Here is a 15,638-nt window from a genome sequence, read left to right as displayed (position 1 = left end):
GCCTGTTCACATTTGTGCGCTGCAGGATCAAATGCAGCGCAGCGACGTTTTCCTACTGGACGGGTGGGAGAGCCATGACCCTGGATACATTGACTGTGAACCTTCCCGCGCCGAAGCCTTTGCGACTTGCGGACGCGGCCCTGTTTCTGGATTTGGACGGCACGCTGGCCCCCATCGCCGAGCGTCCGCAAGACGTGCGCCCCGATCCCCGGCGCACGCGCCTCCTCGAACGTCTGCACGATGCGCTGGACGGGCGCCTGGCCGTGGTCAGCGGCCGCACCCTCGAGGATATCGACCGCATTCTCGAGCGCCGGATTGTGTGCGCCTCGGCGGTGCACGGCCTGGTTCGCCGCGACTGCGACGGAAGCCTGCACGCGCCTGAGCCTCACCCCGGCCTGACGCTTGCGACAGAGGCGCTTCGCGCCTTCGCGGCCAAGGACCCCGGGCTGATCGTGGAGGATAAGGGCGCGAGCGTCGCCCTGCACTTCCGCCTGGCCCGGTCCCGGGCACTCGACGCCCAGGCCTTGGCCCGCCGCCTGGCCGCCGAGACCGGCCTCGCCCTGCAGGAGGGCGACATGGTCGAGGAACTCCGCACGCCCGGCCCTTCGAAGGGCGACTCGATCCGCGACTTCATGGATACGCCCGCCTTCCGCGGCGCGACGCCCGTCTTCGCCGGCGACGACGCCACCGACGAGCATGGCTTCGAGGAAGTGGCGCGCCTGGGCGGCGTCGGCGTGCTGGTTGGCGCCCCGCGCCGGACCCACGCTCGCTTCGGCCTGCGAAACGTCGAGGACGTGCTGGCCTGGCTGGAGGCCGCGCGATGAACGTCCCCGGCCGTCTGATCGTCGTCTCGAACCGGGTGAACCCGCCATCGGGCAACGGCGAGGAGAGCGTCGGCGGCCTGGCGATGGCGCTGGCCGCAGCGTTGAAACAGTACTCGGGCCTCTGGTTCGGCTGGTCGGGCAAGACCACCGAGACCTTTACCGGCGAGCTCCACGTCGAGACCGTCGGCGGGGTGACCGCGGCCACGGTCGACCTCGAGGAGATCGACCTGGAAGAGTACTACAACGGCTACGCCAACAAGACGCTGTGGCCGCTGTTCCACTACCGCAACGATCTGGCCGCATTCGACCGGGCTTACGACAAGGGCTACATGCGGGTGAACCGCCGGTTCGCCGAGACGCTGGCGCCCCTGGTTCGCCCGGACGACATCATCTGGGTGCACGACTACCATCTCATCCCGCTTGCCAAGGAACTGCGGGCGCTGGGCGTGAAGAACCGGATCGGGTTCTTCCTGCATATTCCCTGGCCGGCGCACCAGGTGATGGTGAACCTGCCCCGCCACAAACAGCTGGTGGAGGCGATGTTCGACTATGACCTCGTGGGCTTCCAGACCGCCGAGTACCAGCAGGCCTTCGAGGAATATGTCCTGAACGAAGCCGACGGCGCGATCGTGCGCCCGGGTTGCGTCAAGGGCTTCGGGCGGATGCTGGATGTGGACGCCTTCCCCATCGGCATCGACGCCGCAGACTTCGCGCGGATGACCCGCAGCGCGCGGGCGCGTCGCATGCGCGATCTCATGACCGCCTGCACGGTCTTTCGCCACCTGATCGTCGGCGTGGACCGGCTGGACTATTCGAAGGGGCTGGAAGAGCGGTTTTTGGGTTTTGAACAGTTCCTGCAGCGCAACCCCGACCTGCGCCGCGAGGTGCTGATGCTGCAGATCGCGCCGGTCAGCCGCGAGGCGGTCGAGGCCTATCAGGAGATCCGGGCGCGGCTCGACTCGCTGTCGGGCCGCATCAACGGCGAGTTCGCCGACGTGGACTGGGCGCCGTTCCGATGGGTGAACCGCAACTATCGCCGCGACGAGCTGGCCGGCATCTACGCCGCGGCGCGCGTCGGCCTGGTCACCCCGCTGCGTGACGGGATGAACCTGGTGGCGAAGGAGTATGTCGCGGCCCAGGATCCGGACGATCCGGGCGTGCTGATCCTGTCGCGTTTCGCGGGCGCGGCGCGACAGATGCCCGACGCCCTCCTGGTCAATCCGAATAGCCCGGAGGAGGTGGCCGACGCCCTGAAGCGCGCGCTGGCGATGGAGCGGCCCGAGCGGATCCGGCGCTGGCAGTCCCTGTTCGAGTGTGTCGAGCGCGAGGACGTGGTCGGCTGGCGCGACGCTTTCGTGCAGGCGCTCGTCGGTAAGCCGGCGGCGGTGCGCCCGGCCCTGGTCGTGTGATGGTCGACAAGCTCGCCCGCTATCGGTCCATGCGGGACTTCTCCAAGACCGCCGAACCCGACAGCGCGACGCAGACCAAGGCCTCGAACCGCCTCCGCTTCGTGATCCAGAAGCACGCCGCCACCCGCCTGCACTACGACTTTCGGCTGGAGCTGGACGGAGTGTTCCTCTCGTGGGCGGTGACGCGAGGTCCGTCGCTGGATCCCGCCGACAAGCGGCTGGCCGTCCAGACCGAGGACCATCCGCTGGACTACGGGGACTTCGAGGGGACGATCCCCAAGGGCGAGTACGGCGGCGGCACGGTGATGCTGTGGGACCGCGGCTACTGGGAGCCCGAGGGCGATCCCAAGGCGATGCTGCGCAAGGGCGACCTGAAGTTCACGCTCGACGGGGACCGGCTGAAGGGTTCCTGGGTCCTGGTGCGCATGAAGCGCCGCGACGGCGAGAAGCGCGACAACTGGCTGCTGATCAAGCACCACGACGGTTGGTCGGTGGACGCCGAGGGCGGGAAGCTCGTGGAGGAGGAGACGACCTCCGTCGCCTCGGGACGCGTCATGGATGACATCGCCGCCGGCAAGGGGAAGGGCCCGACCAAGTTCATGACCGGCAAGGGCCGCGCCAAGGCGCGCGACGTCTGGCGATCCGAGCGTTCCGAGGAGGCGGAGCCGGCTGAGAAGCCCGCCGCCCCTCTCAAGGCCTCGCCGGCGCCCAAGCTGAAAGCGGCCGCCCTCCCCGGCTTCGTGCCGCCCCAGCTTGCCAAGTCGGTGGATCGCCCGCCGCCCGGCGCCGGTTGGGCCCACGAGATCAAGTTCGACGGCTACCGGCTGCAGCTCCGCGTCGAGAAGGGTCGGGCGACCCTGAAGACGCGCAAGGGCCTGGACTGGACCGACAAGTTCCGCGCCATCGCCAAGGACGCGGCGGCCCTCCCCGACGGTATCTACGATGGCGAGGCCTGCGCCCTGGACACCCAGGGATCTCCGGACTTTCCGGCGCTGCAGGCGGCGCTTTCGGACGGCAAGACGGACGACCTTATCTTCTTTGTCTTCGACACCCTGTTCCTGGCGGGCGAGGACCTGCGCGGCCTGGCGCTCCGCGAGCGCAAGCTTCGGCTGCGGGCGGTGGTGAAGGCGGCCGGCAAGGCCCTGGAGAGGCGCATCCGCTACGTCGACCACTTCGAGACCGCCGGCGACGCGGTGCTGCAATCGGCCTGCCGCATGTCGCTGGAGGGCATTGTCTCCAAGCGGATGGATGCGCCCTATCGCTCGGATCGGAGCGACGCCTGGGTGAAGTCCAAGTGCCGGGCAGGCCACGAGGTGGTCATCGGCGGCTGGACCGGCGACAGGGGCCAACTTCGCTCACTCCTTGTCGGTGTGAACCGCGACGGGCGACTGATCTACACCGGACGCGTCGGGACCGGCTTCGGCCGCGACAAGGTGGGCCGCGTATTGCCCCAGCTCGAGACGGTCGAGGCCGACAAGAGTCCGTTCTCCGGGCCCGGCGCGCCACGCAAGGAGGCCAACGTCCACTGGGCCCGTCCGGAGCTGGTGGCGGAAATCGAGTTCGCAGGCTTCACCACCTCGGGCATGGTGCGCCAAGGCGCGTTCAAGGGCCTGCGAGACGACAAGCCCGCGCGCGAGGTGGAGGCCGAGACGCCCCAGCCCGTGGAAAAGGCCGAGCTGGCCGAGCCGAAGCCGGCGCGGAAGACCGCGACCAAGGCGGGCCCGCCCATCGTCATGGGCGTGACCCTGTCCAGCCCGGACAAGGCGATCTGGCCCGACGACGGCCATGGACGGCCGATCACCAAGCTCGAGCTGGCCCAGTACCTCGAGACCGTCGGTCCCTGGATGATGCAGCACATCAAGGGGCGGCCGTGCTCGATCATCCGCACGCCGGACGGGATCGGCGGCGAGCGGTTCTTCCAGCGGCACGCCGGCAAGGGCTCCTCCGCGCTGCTCACCGAGGTGGAGGTCTTCGGCGACCACAAGCCTTACCTGCAGGTCGACCGGGTCGAGGCGCTGGCGGCGCTCGCGCAGATCGCCGCCGTGGAGTTCCACCCCTGGAATTGCCAGCCGGACCAGCCCGAGGTTCCCGGCCGCCTGGTCTTCGACCTGGATCCCGACGAGAACATCCCCTTCGAACGCGTGATCGAGGCGGCCAAGGAAGTGAAGGAGCGGCTGGAGGCGCTGGGTCTCGTCGCCTTCTGCAAGACCACCGGCGGCAAGGGGCTCCACGTGGTCACGCCCCTGCTTGACGGCAAGGGCAAGACCGATTGGCCCACCGCCAAGAAATTTGCCCAGGACGTCTGCCTGGCGATCGCCGCCGACGCGCCGGACCGCTATGTGGTCAACATGGCCAAGGCCAAGCGGGTGGGCCGGATATTCCTCGACTACCTGCGCAACGATCGCATGGCCACGGCCGTCGCGCCCCTCTCGCCGCGGGCCCGGCCCGGCGCGACAGTGAGCTTCCCGCTCAATTGGACCCAGGTGAAGAAGGGCCTCGACCCCAAGGCCTGGACAGTGCGGACCGCGCCGGCTCTCCTCAAGAAGACCAAGGCCTGGGCCGACTACTGCGACGCCGAGCGGCCGCTGGTCGATGCGATCCGGAAGCTGAAGAAATAGCCCTGTCTCCCCCGAGGCTCAGCCTGAGGGGAGATTCAGCGGCTCGCCACGCGGGACCGTTTCTTGGCCAGCGGATCCGAGATGCAGGCGCGACGGACGCGCTCGTTCAGGACCTGCCGCTCGTCGTCCTTCATCTTGCTCATCGCCAGCGCCGCGGCGCTGCCCGCGAACGGGACGACGAGGTTGCCGGCCAGCGCGATTACGGCGCGGCCGTCCTTGTTGTCGTCGTATCGGGCCACGGCGGCGCGCGCCTGGCGGCAGTCGCGGGTGGCGTATTCGGGGTCGCGCTTGTTGAGGCTCTGTACCGTTTGGCGGGGCGAGGTCGCGCAGCCGGCCGCCACCAGCGCGAGGGTCCCAAGAATCAGGAAGCGTCGCACGTTGTCTCTCTCCAGGCGCATCCCGGGAGAGCGAACCGCAGACGGCGGCGAAGGTTCCGGCTCAGGCGCCGTAGCCGTCCACGATGTAGACGCGGCTGGTGGAGGTCGCCTCGCGGATGGGCAGGATGGCAAGGTACTCCGGTGAGTTGCGCCAGGCGCGCGCCGCCTCCCGGTTCTCGAAGCGCAGGACCACCAACCGCTCGGGCGGCGGCGGGCCATCCACGCTCTCGGGCGCGCCGCCACGGACCAGGTACTGGCCGCCATACTTCGCAAGGATCGCCGGCACCTGGTCGGCATAGGTCTGGAACCGCTCGGGCTCGGTGACGACGATCTCATTGACGACATAGGCGACCATGCGCCGAGGCTAGCGGGCGCCGGCGGCCTCCGGCAAGCGCACCGGCGGCGGCGGGTCCAGCACGCGCTCCACCAGGGCGCTGTCGGCGTATTCGCGCACCGAGACCGTGCGGCCGTCACGCAGTTCGTAGACCAGGCAGTATTTGTTGTCGTAGCGGTCGCCGCGCTTGGTGCTCACGCAACCCCGCGCCTCGACGACCACGAAGTTCCCCTCGGCGACGATGTTCACGGCCTGGATCGTGAAGGCGTCGGCGAACTGGGCCCGGAGCGGGCCATGCAGGTCGCGGATCACCGATTCCTTGCCCGTCCAGGTGCGCGCCCAGTCGGTCCCGCCCATCACGGTGAAGGTGAAATCGTCGGCCATCATCTCGAAGTGGGGGCGGCTGTTGGCCTTCGCCAACTCCGCGAAGGCGTGCTTCAGCAGGGCCTTATTCTCTGCGGCGCTCATGGGGACCTCCGGTTCTGTCCAACCAAGATGCGCCGTGGCCGCCACATGCTTCCAATCGATAGTTTACAGGCGATATATTCGGCGGATGAATTTAGCTTCCCTCGACTTGAACCTGCTGGTGGCCTTGGACGCGCTGTTGCGAGAGGTGAGCGTCAGCCGCGCCGCCGAGCGGATCGGCCTCTCGCAGCCGGCGACAAGCCACGCGTTGCGCCGCTTGCGCGAGCTGATGGGCGATCCGCTGCTGGTGCGGGCCGGTCCGCGGATGGAGTTGACGCCGAGGGCCGAGGCCCTGCGCGAGCCCCTGGCCGCCGCGCTCGCCCAGGTGCGCGGCCTGTTCGAGGAAGAGGTCTTCGATCCCGCGACCAGTCGGCGACAGTTCAAGGCGATGATCCCCGACGTCTGCACCAGCGTGCTGCTGCCGGGGATCGTGAAGCGGCTGGAGGCCGAGGCGCCGCACGTGCGGCTCACCCTGGCGCCGTTCCGGACGCCGGGCATGATCACCCCGGACTTCGCCCGGGCGCTGGATCTGATCATCGCCTACCAGGACCATGACTTCCCCGGCTTCCATCGCGAGCGGCTCTACACCGACAGCGACGCTCTTGCCGTGCGCCGCGGACGACCGGGCGCGCACCGCCTCTCCACGCTCGAAGGATTCCTGGCCGCGCGCCACGTCGCCGTCGTCTCGCGCGGAATGGCCGCCGACCCGATCGACGCCTGGTTGGACGAACTCGGCCATCGGCGCGACGTGGTCCTTACCACGCCCACCTACCTGCAGGCGCTGGAGGTGACCGCGCGGACCGACCTCGTGGCGTTCGTGCCTTCGCGGCTGATCGCGGCGGCGGGGGCGGACCTGGGATTGCGCCGCCTCGATCCGCCGCTCGACACCGGCCACGACGAGCAGGACCTGCTCCATCCCGCGCGGCTGCACACCGACCCGGCCTCGATCTGGCTGCGGCGGCTGGTGCTGGAGATCGGGCGCGGCCAGGCCTGAGACTCCGACACAATCGCGCAACAGCCGGCGGCTAACACACCCAAAATTCGAAAACTCGAACACCTTGGGGGAAGCCATGATCCGTCGACTGCTCGCCGCCAGCGCTGTCGCGCTGAGCCTCGCCGTCCTGCCGGTCGCCGTTCAGGCGCAGGCCGCCGCCGATGCCTTCGCCTCGGACCAGACCCAGGTGGTGAAGATCAAGCAGGGTGCGCTGAAGGGCACGGTAAAGGACGGGGTGGCCTACACGCTGGGCGTCCCCTACGCCGCCCCGCCGGTCGGCGACCTGCGTTGGAAGCCGCCGGCCGCCGCGCCCTCATGGAGCGGCGAGCGCGACGCGTCCAAGGCCGGCGCCCGCTGCCAGGACGTCGAGGACTGCCTGACGGTGAACGTGGTGCGTCCCGTCGGCGCCAAGCCCGGCCAGAAGCTGCCGGTGATGGTGTGGATCCACGGCGGCGCCTACGTGATCGGGACCAGCATGGGTGCGTTCGGCGCCGATACCGAAGGGACCAACTTTGCCAAGCGCGGGATTGTCCACGTCAGCCTGAACTACAGGCTGGGCCGGGCGGGATGGTTCGCCCACCCGGCGCTGACCCGCGAAGGCCCCACGGGCAACTATGGGATGATGGACCAGATCGCCGCGCTGAAGTGGGTGCAGGCCAACATCGCCCAGTTCGGCGGCGACCCGAAGAACGTCACCATCTACGGCGAGAGCGCGGGCGGGATCTCGGTGCTCTACCTGATGATGGCCCCACAGGCGCAGGGGCTGTTCCAGAAGGCGATCGGTGAGAGCGCCTTCGCGCGTCACGAGCCGACGCCGCTGAAGGTCGCCGAGGCCGCCGGGGTGAAGGCCGCCGTGGCTGCCGGCGTGGAGGGCGACGACGCCGCGGCCGCCGTGGCGCTCCGCAAGCTGCCGCTCAGCGCCATGCCCTACACCGGCGGCTTCGTGGGCCGCGCCGGCCCGATCCTGGACGGGACCTACATCACCCAGGGTCTCGCCAAGGGGTTCGCGGCCGGCAAGGCCGCCAAGGTGCCGCTCATCCTCGGCGGCAACTCCAACGAGGCCAGCCTGGTCCGGCCGCAGGCGGCGCAGCTGGACGCCATCCCCGAGCCCCAGAAGGGCGCCATCCTGAAGGCCTTCGATCCGCAAGGCTCCGGCGACAAGGCTAGGATCATCAACGACGTCACGACCGTTCAGCTGATCACCGAGCCCGACCGCAACGCAGCCCGCCTGCATGCCAAGTCCGGCGCGCCGACGTATCTCTACTACTTCAGCCGCGTGGCCCCGGCGGCCAAGGCGCGCAAACCCTACGGCGCGGGCCACACTGACGAGATCCGCTACGTCTTCGGCGCGCCCACCGCGCCTGCCACCTTCGACGCCGAGGACAAGGCGCTGTCCGACGCCATGGCCGCCTACTGGTCAAGCTTCGCCAAGGCGGGGAACCCCGGTTCGGCCGGGGGCGTGACCTGGCCGAAGTTTGACGCCGCCAGAGAAGCCCAGGTCGAGTTCGGCGACGAGGGCGTCAAAGTGCGCGAGCATTTCCTGAAAGACTGGCGCGACACCGTCGAGGCCGGCCAGAAGTAGACGCGCCCTAGGCTCGCTTCTTCGCCGGCGCCTTCCGGGTAGAGGCGGCCGCCTTCTTGGGCGCCGCCGGCTTGCGGGCCGGCGTCTTGCGCCGCTCTCCCCCCAGGCTGCGCTTGAGAGCCTCCATGAGGTCGATCACCTCGGCCTCCTTGGGCTCTTCGACCTTCTTCACGCCGTGGCCCTTCTCCTTTTCCTTGATCAGGGCCCGGAGCGCATCCTCGTAGCGGTCGTTGAACTTCGAGGGATCGAAGGCGCCGGATTGCTGCTCGATGATCTTCGCGGCGATGTCGATCATGGCCGGCGGCGCCTTGTGCGCGGGAATCCGATCGAACACGTCCTTGGCGTCCTTCACCTCGCGGTTCGAGCGCAGGGAATAGGCCAGGATGCCCTTGTCCCGCGGCTCCAGCGCCATCAGCCGCTCGCGTTGGTGCATCACCAGGCGGCCCAGGGCGATCTTGCCGGCCTTCTCCATCGCCTGGCGGATCACCGTGAAGGCCTCGACCGCCATGTCGCCGTCGGGCGTGAGAAAATAGGGGTCATTCCAGTAGAGGCGGTCGATGTCGTCCTCGTCGACGAACCGCTCGATGTCGAGCGTCCGGGTCGTCTCCAGTCGGACGTTCTTGATCTCCTCGTCGGTGACCACGACGTAGTGGCCCTTCTCGATCTCATAGCCCTTGACGATGTCCGATCGGTCGACCGGTCCGGTTTCCGGATCGGTGGGGATCATGCGGATCCGGTTCATCGTCTCCTTGTGGAGCATGTTGAACGAGACGTCGCTCGTCCGCTGGGTGGCGGTGTAGAGCGCGACGGGGCAGCTCACGAGGCTCAGGCGCAGGTAGCCCTGCCAGGTCGGACGGGTGGCCATGGGGGAACTCCGATTCCGCGAGTCAACGCGGCTACGGCCGAGTCAGTTCGGCGCCTTTTGCGCATCGAGTTGCGACTTGCGGAAATGGGTGCGCACGCCGCTGTTCGCGCCGAACTCCATCAGGCGATCGGACTGCGCGTCGTAGGCGGGCCAGGGTTCGTCCCCGCACCTGGGCGCCCCGCTCTTGGCGAAGGCGACCCAGCAGCCGTGCATCAGGGTGGCCATGGCGCGATCCTCGTCGCTGACCACGCTCATCGGCGTGCGCCGGCCCCAGTATTCAAAGACGTACTGGATCTCGGCCGCGTGGGCCGCGCGCGTCTGGGTGGGGCGGAAGCGAGAGCCGACATAGGAGAAGTGGTAGAGCCAGGCCGGCTTGCCGCTTGCCGCCCTCGCCGCGATCCAGCGGGCCGGGGCGCCGAACACGCGGTCGGTGAAGGCGTCGCGGTCGGCCGGGGTGCGGAGCTGCTCGGCGGGGCCGACCAGGCCGCCGAAGGCCACGGAGTCCTCGCCGGAGTTCCAGCCGACCACCAACGGCACGTCGGCGGCGTGGCCACGAGCCATGGCCTGCGCCGGCGTCTCGGTCATCAGCCGGCCGTCCACGAAGGGACCATAGTCGCCGGCGAGCGGGACCAGCTTCTCGAACGGGATGGCGCGCAGGTCGGCGGCCGTGGCGTCGGGCGCGGCGCCCGCCTGGGCCAGCGCCCGGACGCCCTCCTGTTCCATCTGGGCGAGGGTTCGCCCCGGCGACCAGCCGCCCCCGGATTGGATCATCGTCTTCTGGAAGAGTCCGCGCGCGGTGGGCGTCGCCAGGAGAGCCAGCACGCTGGCCCCGCCCGCCGATTCCCCGAAGACCGTCACATTGGCGGGATCGCCGCCGAAGGCCGCGGCGTTGCGCTTCACCCACTCGAGCGCGGCGACCTGGTCCATGAGGCCGAAGTTACCGGTCGCCGTCCCGCCCGCGTCCTTGGTGAGCGCCGGATGCGCCAGATAGCCCAGCGCGCCCAGGCGGTAGTTGATCGAGACGAGGACCACCCCGTCGCGGGCGAAGTTCTGTCCGTCATAGACCCAGCCGGCGCCCACCCGGTGACCGCCGCCATGGATCCAGACCATGACGGGCGCCTTCCGGGCGCCTCTCGGCGCGAAGACGTTGAGTTGCAGGCAGTCCTCGGACACCGGCCCGTTCGCGCCGCCGAAGGCGTTTGGCGTGCCGTCGGCGTTCATCGGCTGCGGACAGGACGGACCGTTCTTGGTGGCGTCGCGCTCACCCGTCCACTTCGCGGGCCGCTGTGGCGGCGCCCAGCGAAGCGCGCCTGTCGGCGGCGCGGCGAAGGGCACGTTGCGGAAGATGTTGGCCCGTTCGGTCGCTTCGCCCACCAGCGTCCCCGTCTCGACCTTCGCCTTGGGCGCCTGCGCGTGGGCCGCGCCCGCCGCCAGCCACGCCGCCGATAAGATCGCCGCCCAACGCATGCCAGCCTCCCCAAGAGCTGCATCGATTTAGCCTCGATATGCGACGCCGCCACAACCACCGGGAAATCGCGCAGTCATAAAGTGGCCCTTACATCGGGCCACGGTGCAGCTTGCTGCCGGGGGCGGCGTGTCGGGGGACAAACTTGCTTCAGCGTTCGTTCTGGCTCGCGTCCGCGGCGACGGCGATCTTGGCCACACCGGCCCTCGCGCAGCAGCCCCCGGCGACGAAGACGCCCGGCCCGCCCGCCGCGAAACCCGGGTCCACCGTCGGCGAGGTCAATGTCCAGGGGACGGCGCCGCCCGTGCGGCTGTCGATCGACCGCCAGAGCTACAGCGTCGCCAATGACCTGCAGGCGACGTCGGGTTCGATCAGCGACGCCCTGCGCAACGTGCCGTCGCTGGAGGTCGACGTTAACGGCAACGTCAGCCTTCGCGGGGACTCCAACGTCACCATCATGGTCGACGGCAAACCGTCGGGCATGTTCAAGGGCGAGAACAAGGGTCAGGCGCTGCAGAACCTGCCCGCCGACCGGATCGAGCGGGTGGAGGTGATCACCAACCCCTCGGCGGCCTTCGACCCCGAGGGCAGCGGCGGCATCATCAACCTGGTGATGAAGAAGACCCAGAAGCCGGGCGCCACCGGCTCGGTCCGGGCGAACGTCGGATCGGGCGGCCGGCAGAACGGCGGGCTGAACCTGTCGTACCGCGCGGGCAAGATGGCGCTGAGCGGCGACGCCAGTTTCCGGCACGATTCGATCAAGCAGACCTTCGAGCGCGAGCGCGCCATCGCCGAGGCCGGCGGGACGCGGCGCAGCGAGCAGGCCGGGACCGGCGGCGGACGGGTGAACGTCGCGAACCTGCGGGGCGGCCTGGACTACGACCCCGACTCCAAGACGCGACTGTCGCTGGAAGTGCGCTACCTGGACCTGGACTTCAACGACCGCAGCTACGAACGCTACGACGAGACCGGGCCCTCGGGCGCCGTGGCGCGCGGCTACGACCGGTTCGGCCACCAGCGACAGAAGCGGCCGATGCTGGACGCCGAGGTCCGCTTCCGCCGCACCTTCGGCGAAGGCCACGAGCTCTCCGCCGACTTCAGCCGCGAGCGCAACGACAGCAGCTTCCGTCGCGAGTTCCTGAACGTGAACCGCATTCCGGCCGGCGCGAACGTCTACGAGCAACTGCGCTACGACGCCCTGTTCTGGGAAACCCAGGGCAAGGTGGAATACACGCGGCCGCTCACCGGCGAGGTGAAGCTGAAACTGGGCTACGCCTACGACGCCGATGACAACGACTACGACAACCGGGGCTTCCGCGGGACCGGCACCGTCGACCTGACGCCCACCCCGTCGCTGACCAATCTCTTCAAGTTCGACCAGCAGGTGCATGCGGTCTACGGCACCTACGAGCGGCCGTTCGGGAAGCTGACCGCCCTGGCCGGCCTGCGGGTCGAGGCGGTGAAGATCGACCTGAACAACGTGACCCAGGCGATCAGGGCCGAGAACGACGACACCAGCCTCTATCCGTCGCTGCACCTGGCCTACGAACTGAGCGACAGCCAGAAGCTGACCGCCAGCTACAGCAAGCGGATCCAGCGGCCGCAGCCGCAGGATTACAACCCGTTCCGCATTTACCAGGACCCGCAGAACTTCCGGCAGGGCAATCCCGACCTGAAGCCCGCGGTGACCGACAGCTTCGAGCTGGGCTACCAGTACCGCAAGAACGGCCGCATCTGGCTGGCCACCCTCTATCACCGCGAGGTGCGCGACGCGGTCAACGACGTGACTCGCGACATCGGCGGCGGCGTCTTCCTAACCACCCGGGCCAACCTGGGCGAGAGCCGGAGCACGGGCCTCGAGCTGGTCGCCAACGGCCGCCTGCCCTGGAAGGTGAGCTACAATGTCAGCGGCAACCTGCTCCATAGCGAGATCGACGGCACGGGCCTGGGGTTCGGCGCGGGCAAGCGGTCGGCCTATGTCGCCTCGGGCCGCGCCAGCCTGAGCTGGCAGGCCACCGAGAAGGACTTCGTCCAGCTCTCGGGCTTCCTGAATTCCAAGCGTCTGACGCCGCAGGGATACGGGTCGCCGACGGGGATGCTGAACCTGGGCTACCGGCACAAGTTCACCGAGCAGCTCTCGGGCGTGGTGACGGTGCAGGACATGCTGAGCACCTTCCGCGACAAGCGGGTGATCGACACGCCGGCGCTGAAGGACGTGCAGCGGTTCGAGCCCAAGGTGCGCGGCGTGTTCGTGGGCTTCACCTACGCCTTCGGCGGCGGACGCCAGCGAGACCCGGGCTTCGACTTCGGTCAGGGCGGCGGCGGGCCGACGCCGTAGGCGGCGCGCGGGAGCTCCCGTCCCCGCACTCCAGCCGGTAGCGAATTCGAGGCCGCATCGGCTTGACTCCTCCGTTCCAGAGTTACAGAACAAAGATGGAACAAAAGGAGTCCCAAAGCCATGTCCGATTTTCGCGCCAAGCGGATCGCCGCGCTGGCCGCGAAGATCGCCGCGATCGAAAGCGGCGCGCGGCCTGACGCCGGGGTCCTGCCCTTCGGCGACGGCGGGATGGACGCTCGGTTGCCCGGCGGCGGCCTGCCCCTGGGACGCTGGCACGAGATCGTTGGGACAGGGCTGGAGGTCGAGACCTCGGCCGCGCCGGCGGCTTTCGCGGCCCTGATGGCGGCTCCGCTGGCCCGCCGGGGCGAGGCGGTGTGGGTGTTGCGCCGCGACGACCTGTGGGCGCCGGGGCTGGCCGGGCTGGGCTTCCCGCCCGAGCGGCTGATCCAGGTTTGCGTGCGCGACGAGGCCGAGGCGCTGGCGGTGATGGAGGACGCCCTGGCCACCGTGGGGGTGTCAGCCGTCTTCGGCGAGGTCGAGGCGGTGGACCTGACCGCGGGGCGGCGGCTGCAGCTGGCCTGCGAAAAGCGCGGGGCCACGGGCTTCGTGCTGAAGCGCAGGCCGTTCGGCGGGACCGCCAAGGCCGAAGCGGCAGGCTCGATCTCGACCACCCGGTGGCGGGTGTCGGGCGCACCGTCCGAGCCGCCGGCCGGCGAGTTCGGCTTGGGCGCCCCGCGGTTTCGCGTGGCGCTGGAACGCTGCCGGGGCGGACGCGCCGGCGAATGGATCCTCGAGGCCCAAGCGGCCTATTCCTGGGAGGCAGGCGATGTCGCGCATCCTCTGCGCCTGGTCGCCGACCTGGGCGATCGCGAACTGGCGCCGGCGCAACCCCGCGAACGCCGAGCAGCCTGAGGCGCCCCTCGCCCTGATCGAAACCGTGCGCCAAGTGCGGCGGCTGGCGGCGGTCAGCGCCGAGGCGGCGAAGCTGGGCCTCCATGTCGGACAGAAGGCCACCGACGCCATGGCCCTGGTCCCCGACCTCATGACGGCCGAGGCCGAGCCCGAGGCCGACACACGGGCCCTGGCCGAACTCGTAGACTGGTGCGTGCGATTTTCGCCGGCGGTCGCGGCCGACCGGCCCGACGGCCTGTTCCTCGACATTTCGGGCGTGGCCCACCTGTGGGGCGGCGAGGCCGAGTTGATGGCCGATTTCGGGGACCGGCTGAGGGCCAATGGCCTGTCCTTCCGCCTGGCCATCGCCGACACGCCCGGCGCGGCCTGGGCCTTGGCCCACCATGGCCGGGACGGAACCATCGCCCCGCCGAACGGCCAGGCCGAACTCATGAAGGCCCTGCCGCCGGCCGCCCTGCGCCTGGACCCCGAAGCCGCCGCCCAGATCGAGCGGCTGGGCCTGCGCCGGCTGGACCAGCTGATGGACATTCCCCGCGCGCCGCTGGGCCGCCGGTTCGGGGCGACGACCCTGGACCGGCTGGACCAGGCCCTGGGCCGCACCGCCGAGGCCCTGGCGTTCCGCCGCCCGGCCACGCCCTGGGTGGCGCGGCTGGCCTTCTTCGAACCGATCAGCGCGCCCGAGGACATGGCGCGCGTGACCGCCGACGTGGCCGCCAAGCTCTGCGCCCGACTGGAGGCCGAGGGTCAAGGCGCCCGGCGCTTCGAAGTCGCCTTCCATCGGGTGGACGGCAAGGCGCCCAGCGTCGCCGTCGGCCTGTCGCTGGCGGGGCGCGACGCTCGCCGCCTCTCCCGCCTGTTCCAGCCCAAGCTGGAGACCGTCGACCCCGGCTTCGGAGTCGAGAGCGTGACCATCGCCGCCTATGCGGTGGAGCCGGTCTCGGGCCGTCAGGTGAGGCTGGAGGCCGGGCTGGAGGCCGCTGTGGAGGATGGTCTGGCCCCTCTGGTCGACCGCCTGACCAACCGGCTGGGTCCCGGCGCCGTCTGGCGGGCCGCCCCGTTCGAGAGCCACGTGCCTGAGCTGGCCGTCACCCGCGAGCCGGCCCTGGGCGCCCCGGAAAACACGTCCCGTCCCTGGGACCGCGAGACGCCCCGGCCCGTGCGCCTGTTCCGCCGGCCCGAGCCGCTGGAACAGGTGGTGGCCCTGCTGCCCGACGACCCACCGGTCCAATTCCGCTGGCGCGGCCGCGTCCACCGCGTGCAGCGCGCCGAAGGCCCCGAACGGATCGGCGAGGAGTGGTGGAAGGGCGACATCGGCGACGTCTCGGTCACCCACGTCCGCGACTACTACCGGGTGGAGGACGCCGAGGGCGGCCGCTTCTGGCTGTTCCGCGCCGGCCTCTATGGCGGCGAGGGGGGCCCGAAGTGGTGGCTCCACGGCCTGTTCGCGTGAAGACA

Annotated in this window: 13 protein-coding genes; 8 read left to right on the top strand and 5 right to left on the bottom strand. The window is 69.8% G+C overall.

The genetic code is table 11. The features are described from left to right. Window positions 1–74: 74 nt before the first annotated feature. From otsB to ligD, 3 genes are read left to right on the top strand one after another with little or no spacing between them, the layout of a single operon-like run. Window positions 75–824 (top strand): trehalose-phosphatase, encoded by a 750-nt coding sequence (otsB, locus tag ACODSY_RS03615; RefSeq protein ID WP_488950286.1) that lies wholly within the window; start codon window positions 75–77, stop codon window positions 822–824. After that, a complete protein-coding gene (locus ACODSY_RS03610; protein WP_488950285.1) occupies window positions 821–2,233 on the top strand; it encodes an alpha,alpha-trehalose-phosphate synthase (UDP-forming) in 1,413 nt (470 codons plus the stop codon). The genes otsB and ACODSY_RS03610 overlap by 4 nt, the downstream gene beginning before the upstream one ends. Continuing rightward, on the top strand, window positions 2,233–4,851 hold the full coding sequence (gene ligD / locus ACODSY_RS03605) for a DNA ligase D (RefSeq protein ID WP_488950284.1): 2,619 nt from the start codon (window positions 2,233–2,235) through the stop codon (window positions 4,849–4,851). The genes ACODSY_RS03610 and ligD overlap by 1 nt, the downstream gene beginning before the upstream one ends. A gap of 35 nt (window positions 4,852–4,886) precedes the next feature. Here ligD and ACODSY_RS03600 read toward each other — a convergent pair whose 3' ends face one another. The 3 genes from ACODSY_RS03600 to ACODSY_RS03590 form a co-directional block, all read right to left on the bottom strand. Next, window positions 4,887–5,228 carry a hypothetical protein gene (locus tag ACODSY_RS03600; protein ID WP_488950283.1) on the bottom strand — a complete coding sequence of 114 codons (342 nt, stop codon included), beginning with the start codon at window positions 5,226–5,228 and terminating at the stop codon, window positions 4,887–4,889. A gap of 61 nt (window positions 5,229–5,289) precedes the next feature. Beyond that, window positions 5,290–5,583, bottom strand: coding sequence for a DUF1330 domain-containing protein (locus ACODSY_RS03595; RefSeq protein ID WP_488950282.1), 294 nt, complete (start codon window positions 5,581–5,583; stop codon window positions 5,290–5,292). Window positions 5,584–5,592: 9 nt separating this feature from the next. Then, window positions 5,593–6,030 (bottom strand): nuclear transport factor 2 family protein, encoded by a 438-nt coding sequence (locus ACODSY_RS03590; RefSeq protein ID WP_488950281.1) that lies wholly within the window; start codon window positions 6,028–6,030, stop codon window positions 5,593–5,595. 85 nt (window positions 6,031–6,115) lie between these two features. Between ACODSY_RS03590 and ACODSY_RS03585 the strand changes: the two genes are divergently transcribed. Next, entirely contained in the window at window positions 6,116–7,021 is a 906-nt protein-coding gene (locus ACODSY_RS03585; RefSeq protein WP_488950279.1) for a LysR family transcriptional regulator, read from the top strand. Between the two features lie 76 nt (window positions 7,022–7,097). Then, complete coding sequence (locus tag ACODSY_RS03580; protein ID WP_488950278.1) at window positions 7,098–8,603, top strand: carboxylesterase/lipase family protein; 1,506 nt, start codon at window positions 7,098–7,100, stop codon at window positions 8,601–8,603. Between the two features lie 7 nt (window positions 8,604–8,610). On the opposite strand, the gene ku is transcribed toward ACODSY_RS03580, so the two are convergent. Further along, window positions 8,611–9,468, bottom strand: a complete 858-nt coding sequence (gene ku / locus ACODSY_RS03575; RefSeq protein WP_488950277.1) for a non-homologous end joining protein Ku — start codon at window positions 9,466–9,468, stop codon at window positions 8,611–8,613. Between the two features lie 42 nt (window positions 9,469–9,510). After that, window positions 9,511–10,935, bottom strand: coding sequence for a carboxylesterase/lipase family protein (locus tag ACODSY_RS03570; RefSeq protein ID WP_488950276.1), 1,425 nt, complete (start codon window positions 10,933–10,935; stop codon window positions 9,511–9,513). Between the two features lie 143 nt (window positions 10,936–11,078). Between ACODSY_RS03570 and ACODSY_RS03565 the strand changes: the two genes are divergently transcribed. The 3 genes from ACODSY_RS03565 to ACODSY_RS03555 all read left to right on the top strand — a co-directional run bounded on the left by ACODSY_RS03565 (window position 11,079) and on the right by ACODSY_RS03555 (window position 15,633). Next, the gene (locus tag ACODSY_RS03565) at window positions 11,079–13,271 is read left to right on the top strand and encodes a TonB-dependent receptor domain-containing protein (RefSeq protein WP_488950275.1); all 2,193 of its coding nucleotides are present in this window, start codon (window positions 11,079–11,081) and stop codon (window positions 13,269–13,271) included. A gap of 120 nt (window positions 13,272–13,391) precedes the next feature. Continuing rightward, a complete protein-coding gene (locus ACODSY_RS03560; RefSeq protein ID WP_488950274.1) occupies window positions 13,392–14,183 on the top strand; it encodes an ImuA family protein in 792 nt (263 codons plus the stop codon). After that, window positions 14,098–15,633, top strand: a complete 1,536-nt coding sequence (locus ACODSY_RS03555; protein ID WP_488950273.1) for a Y-family DNA polymerase — start codon at window positions 14,098–14,100, stop codon at window positions 15,631–15,633. Before ACODSY_RS03560 ends, ACODSY_RS03555 begins: the two co-directional genes overlap by 86 nt. Window positions 15,634–15,638: the final 5 nt, after the last annotated feature.

The organism is Phenylobacterium sp. FG114, from assembly GCF_057809855.1.
This window is presented reverse-complemented; position numbering and strand designations above follow the sequence as displayed.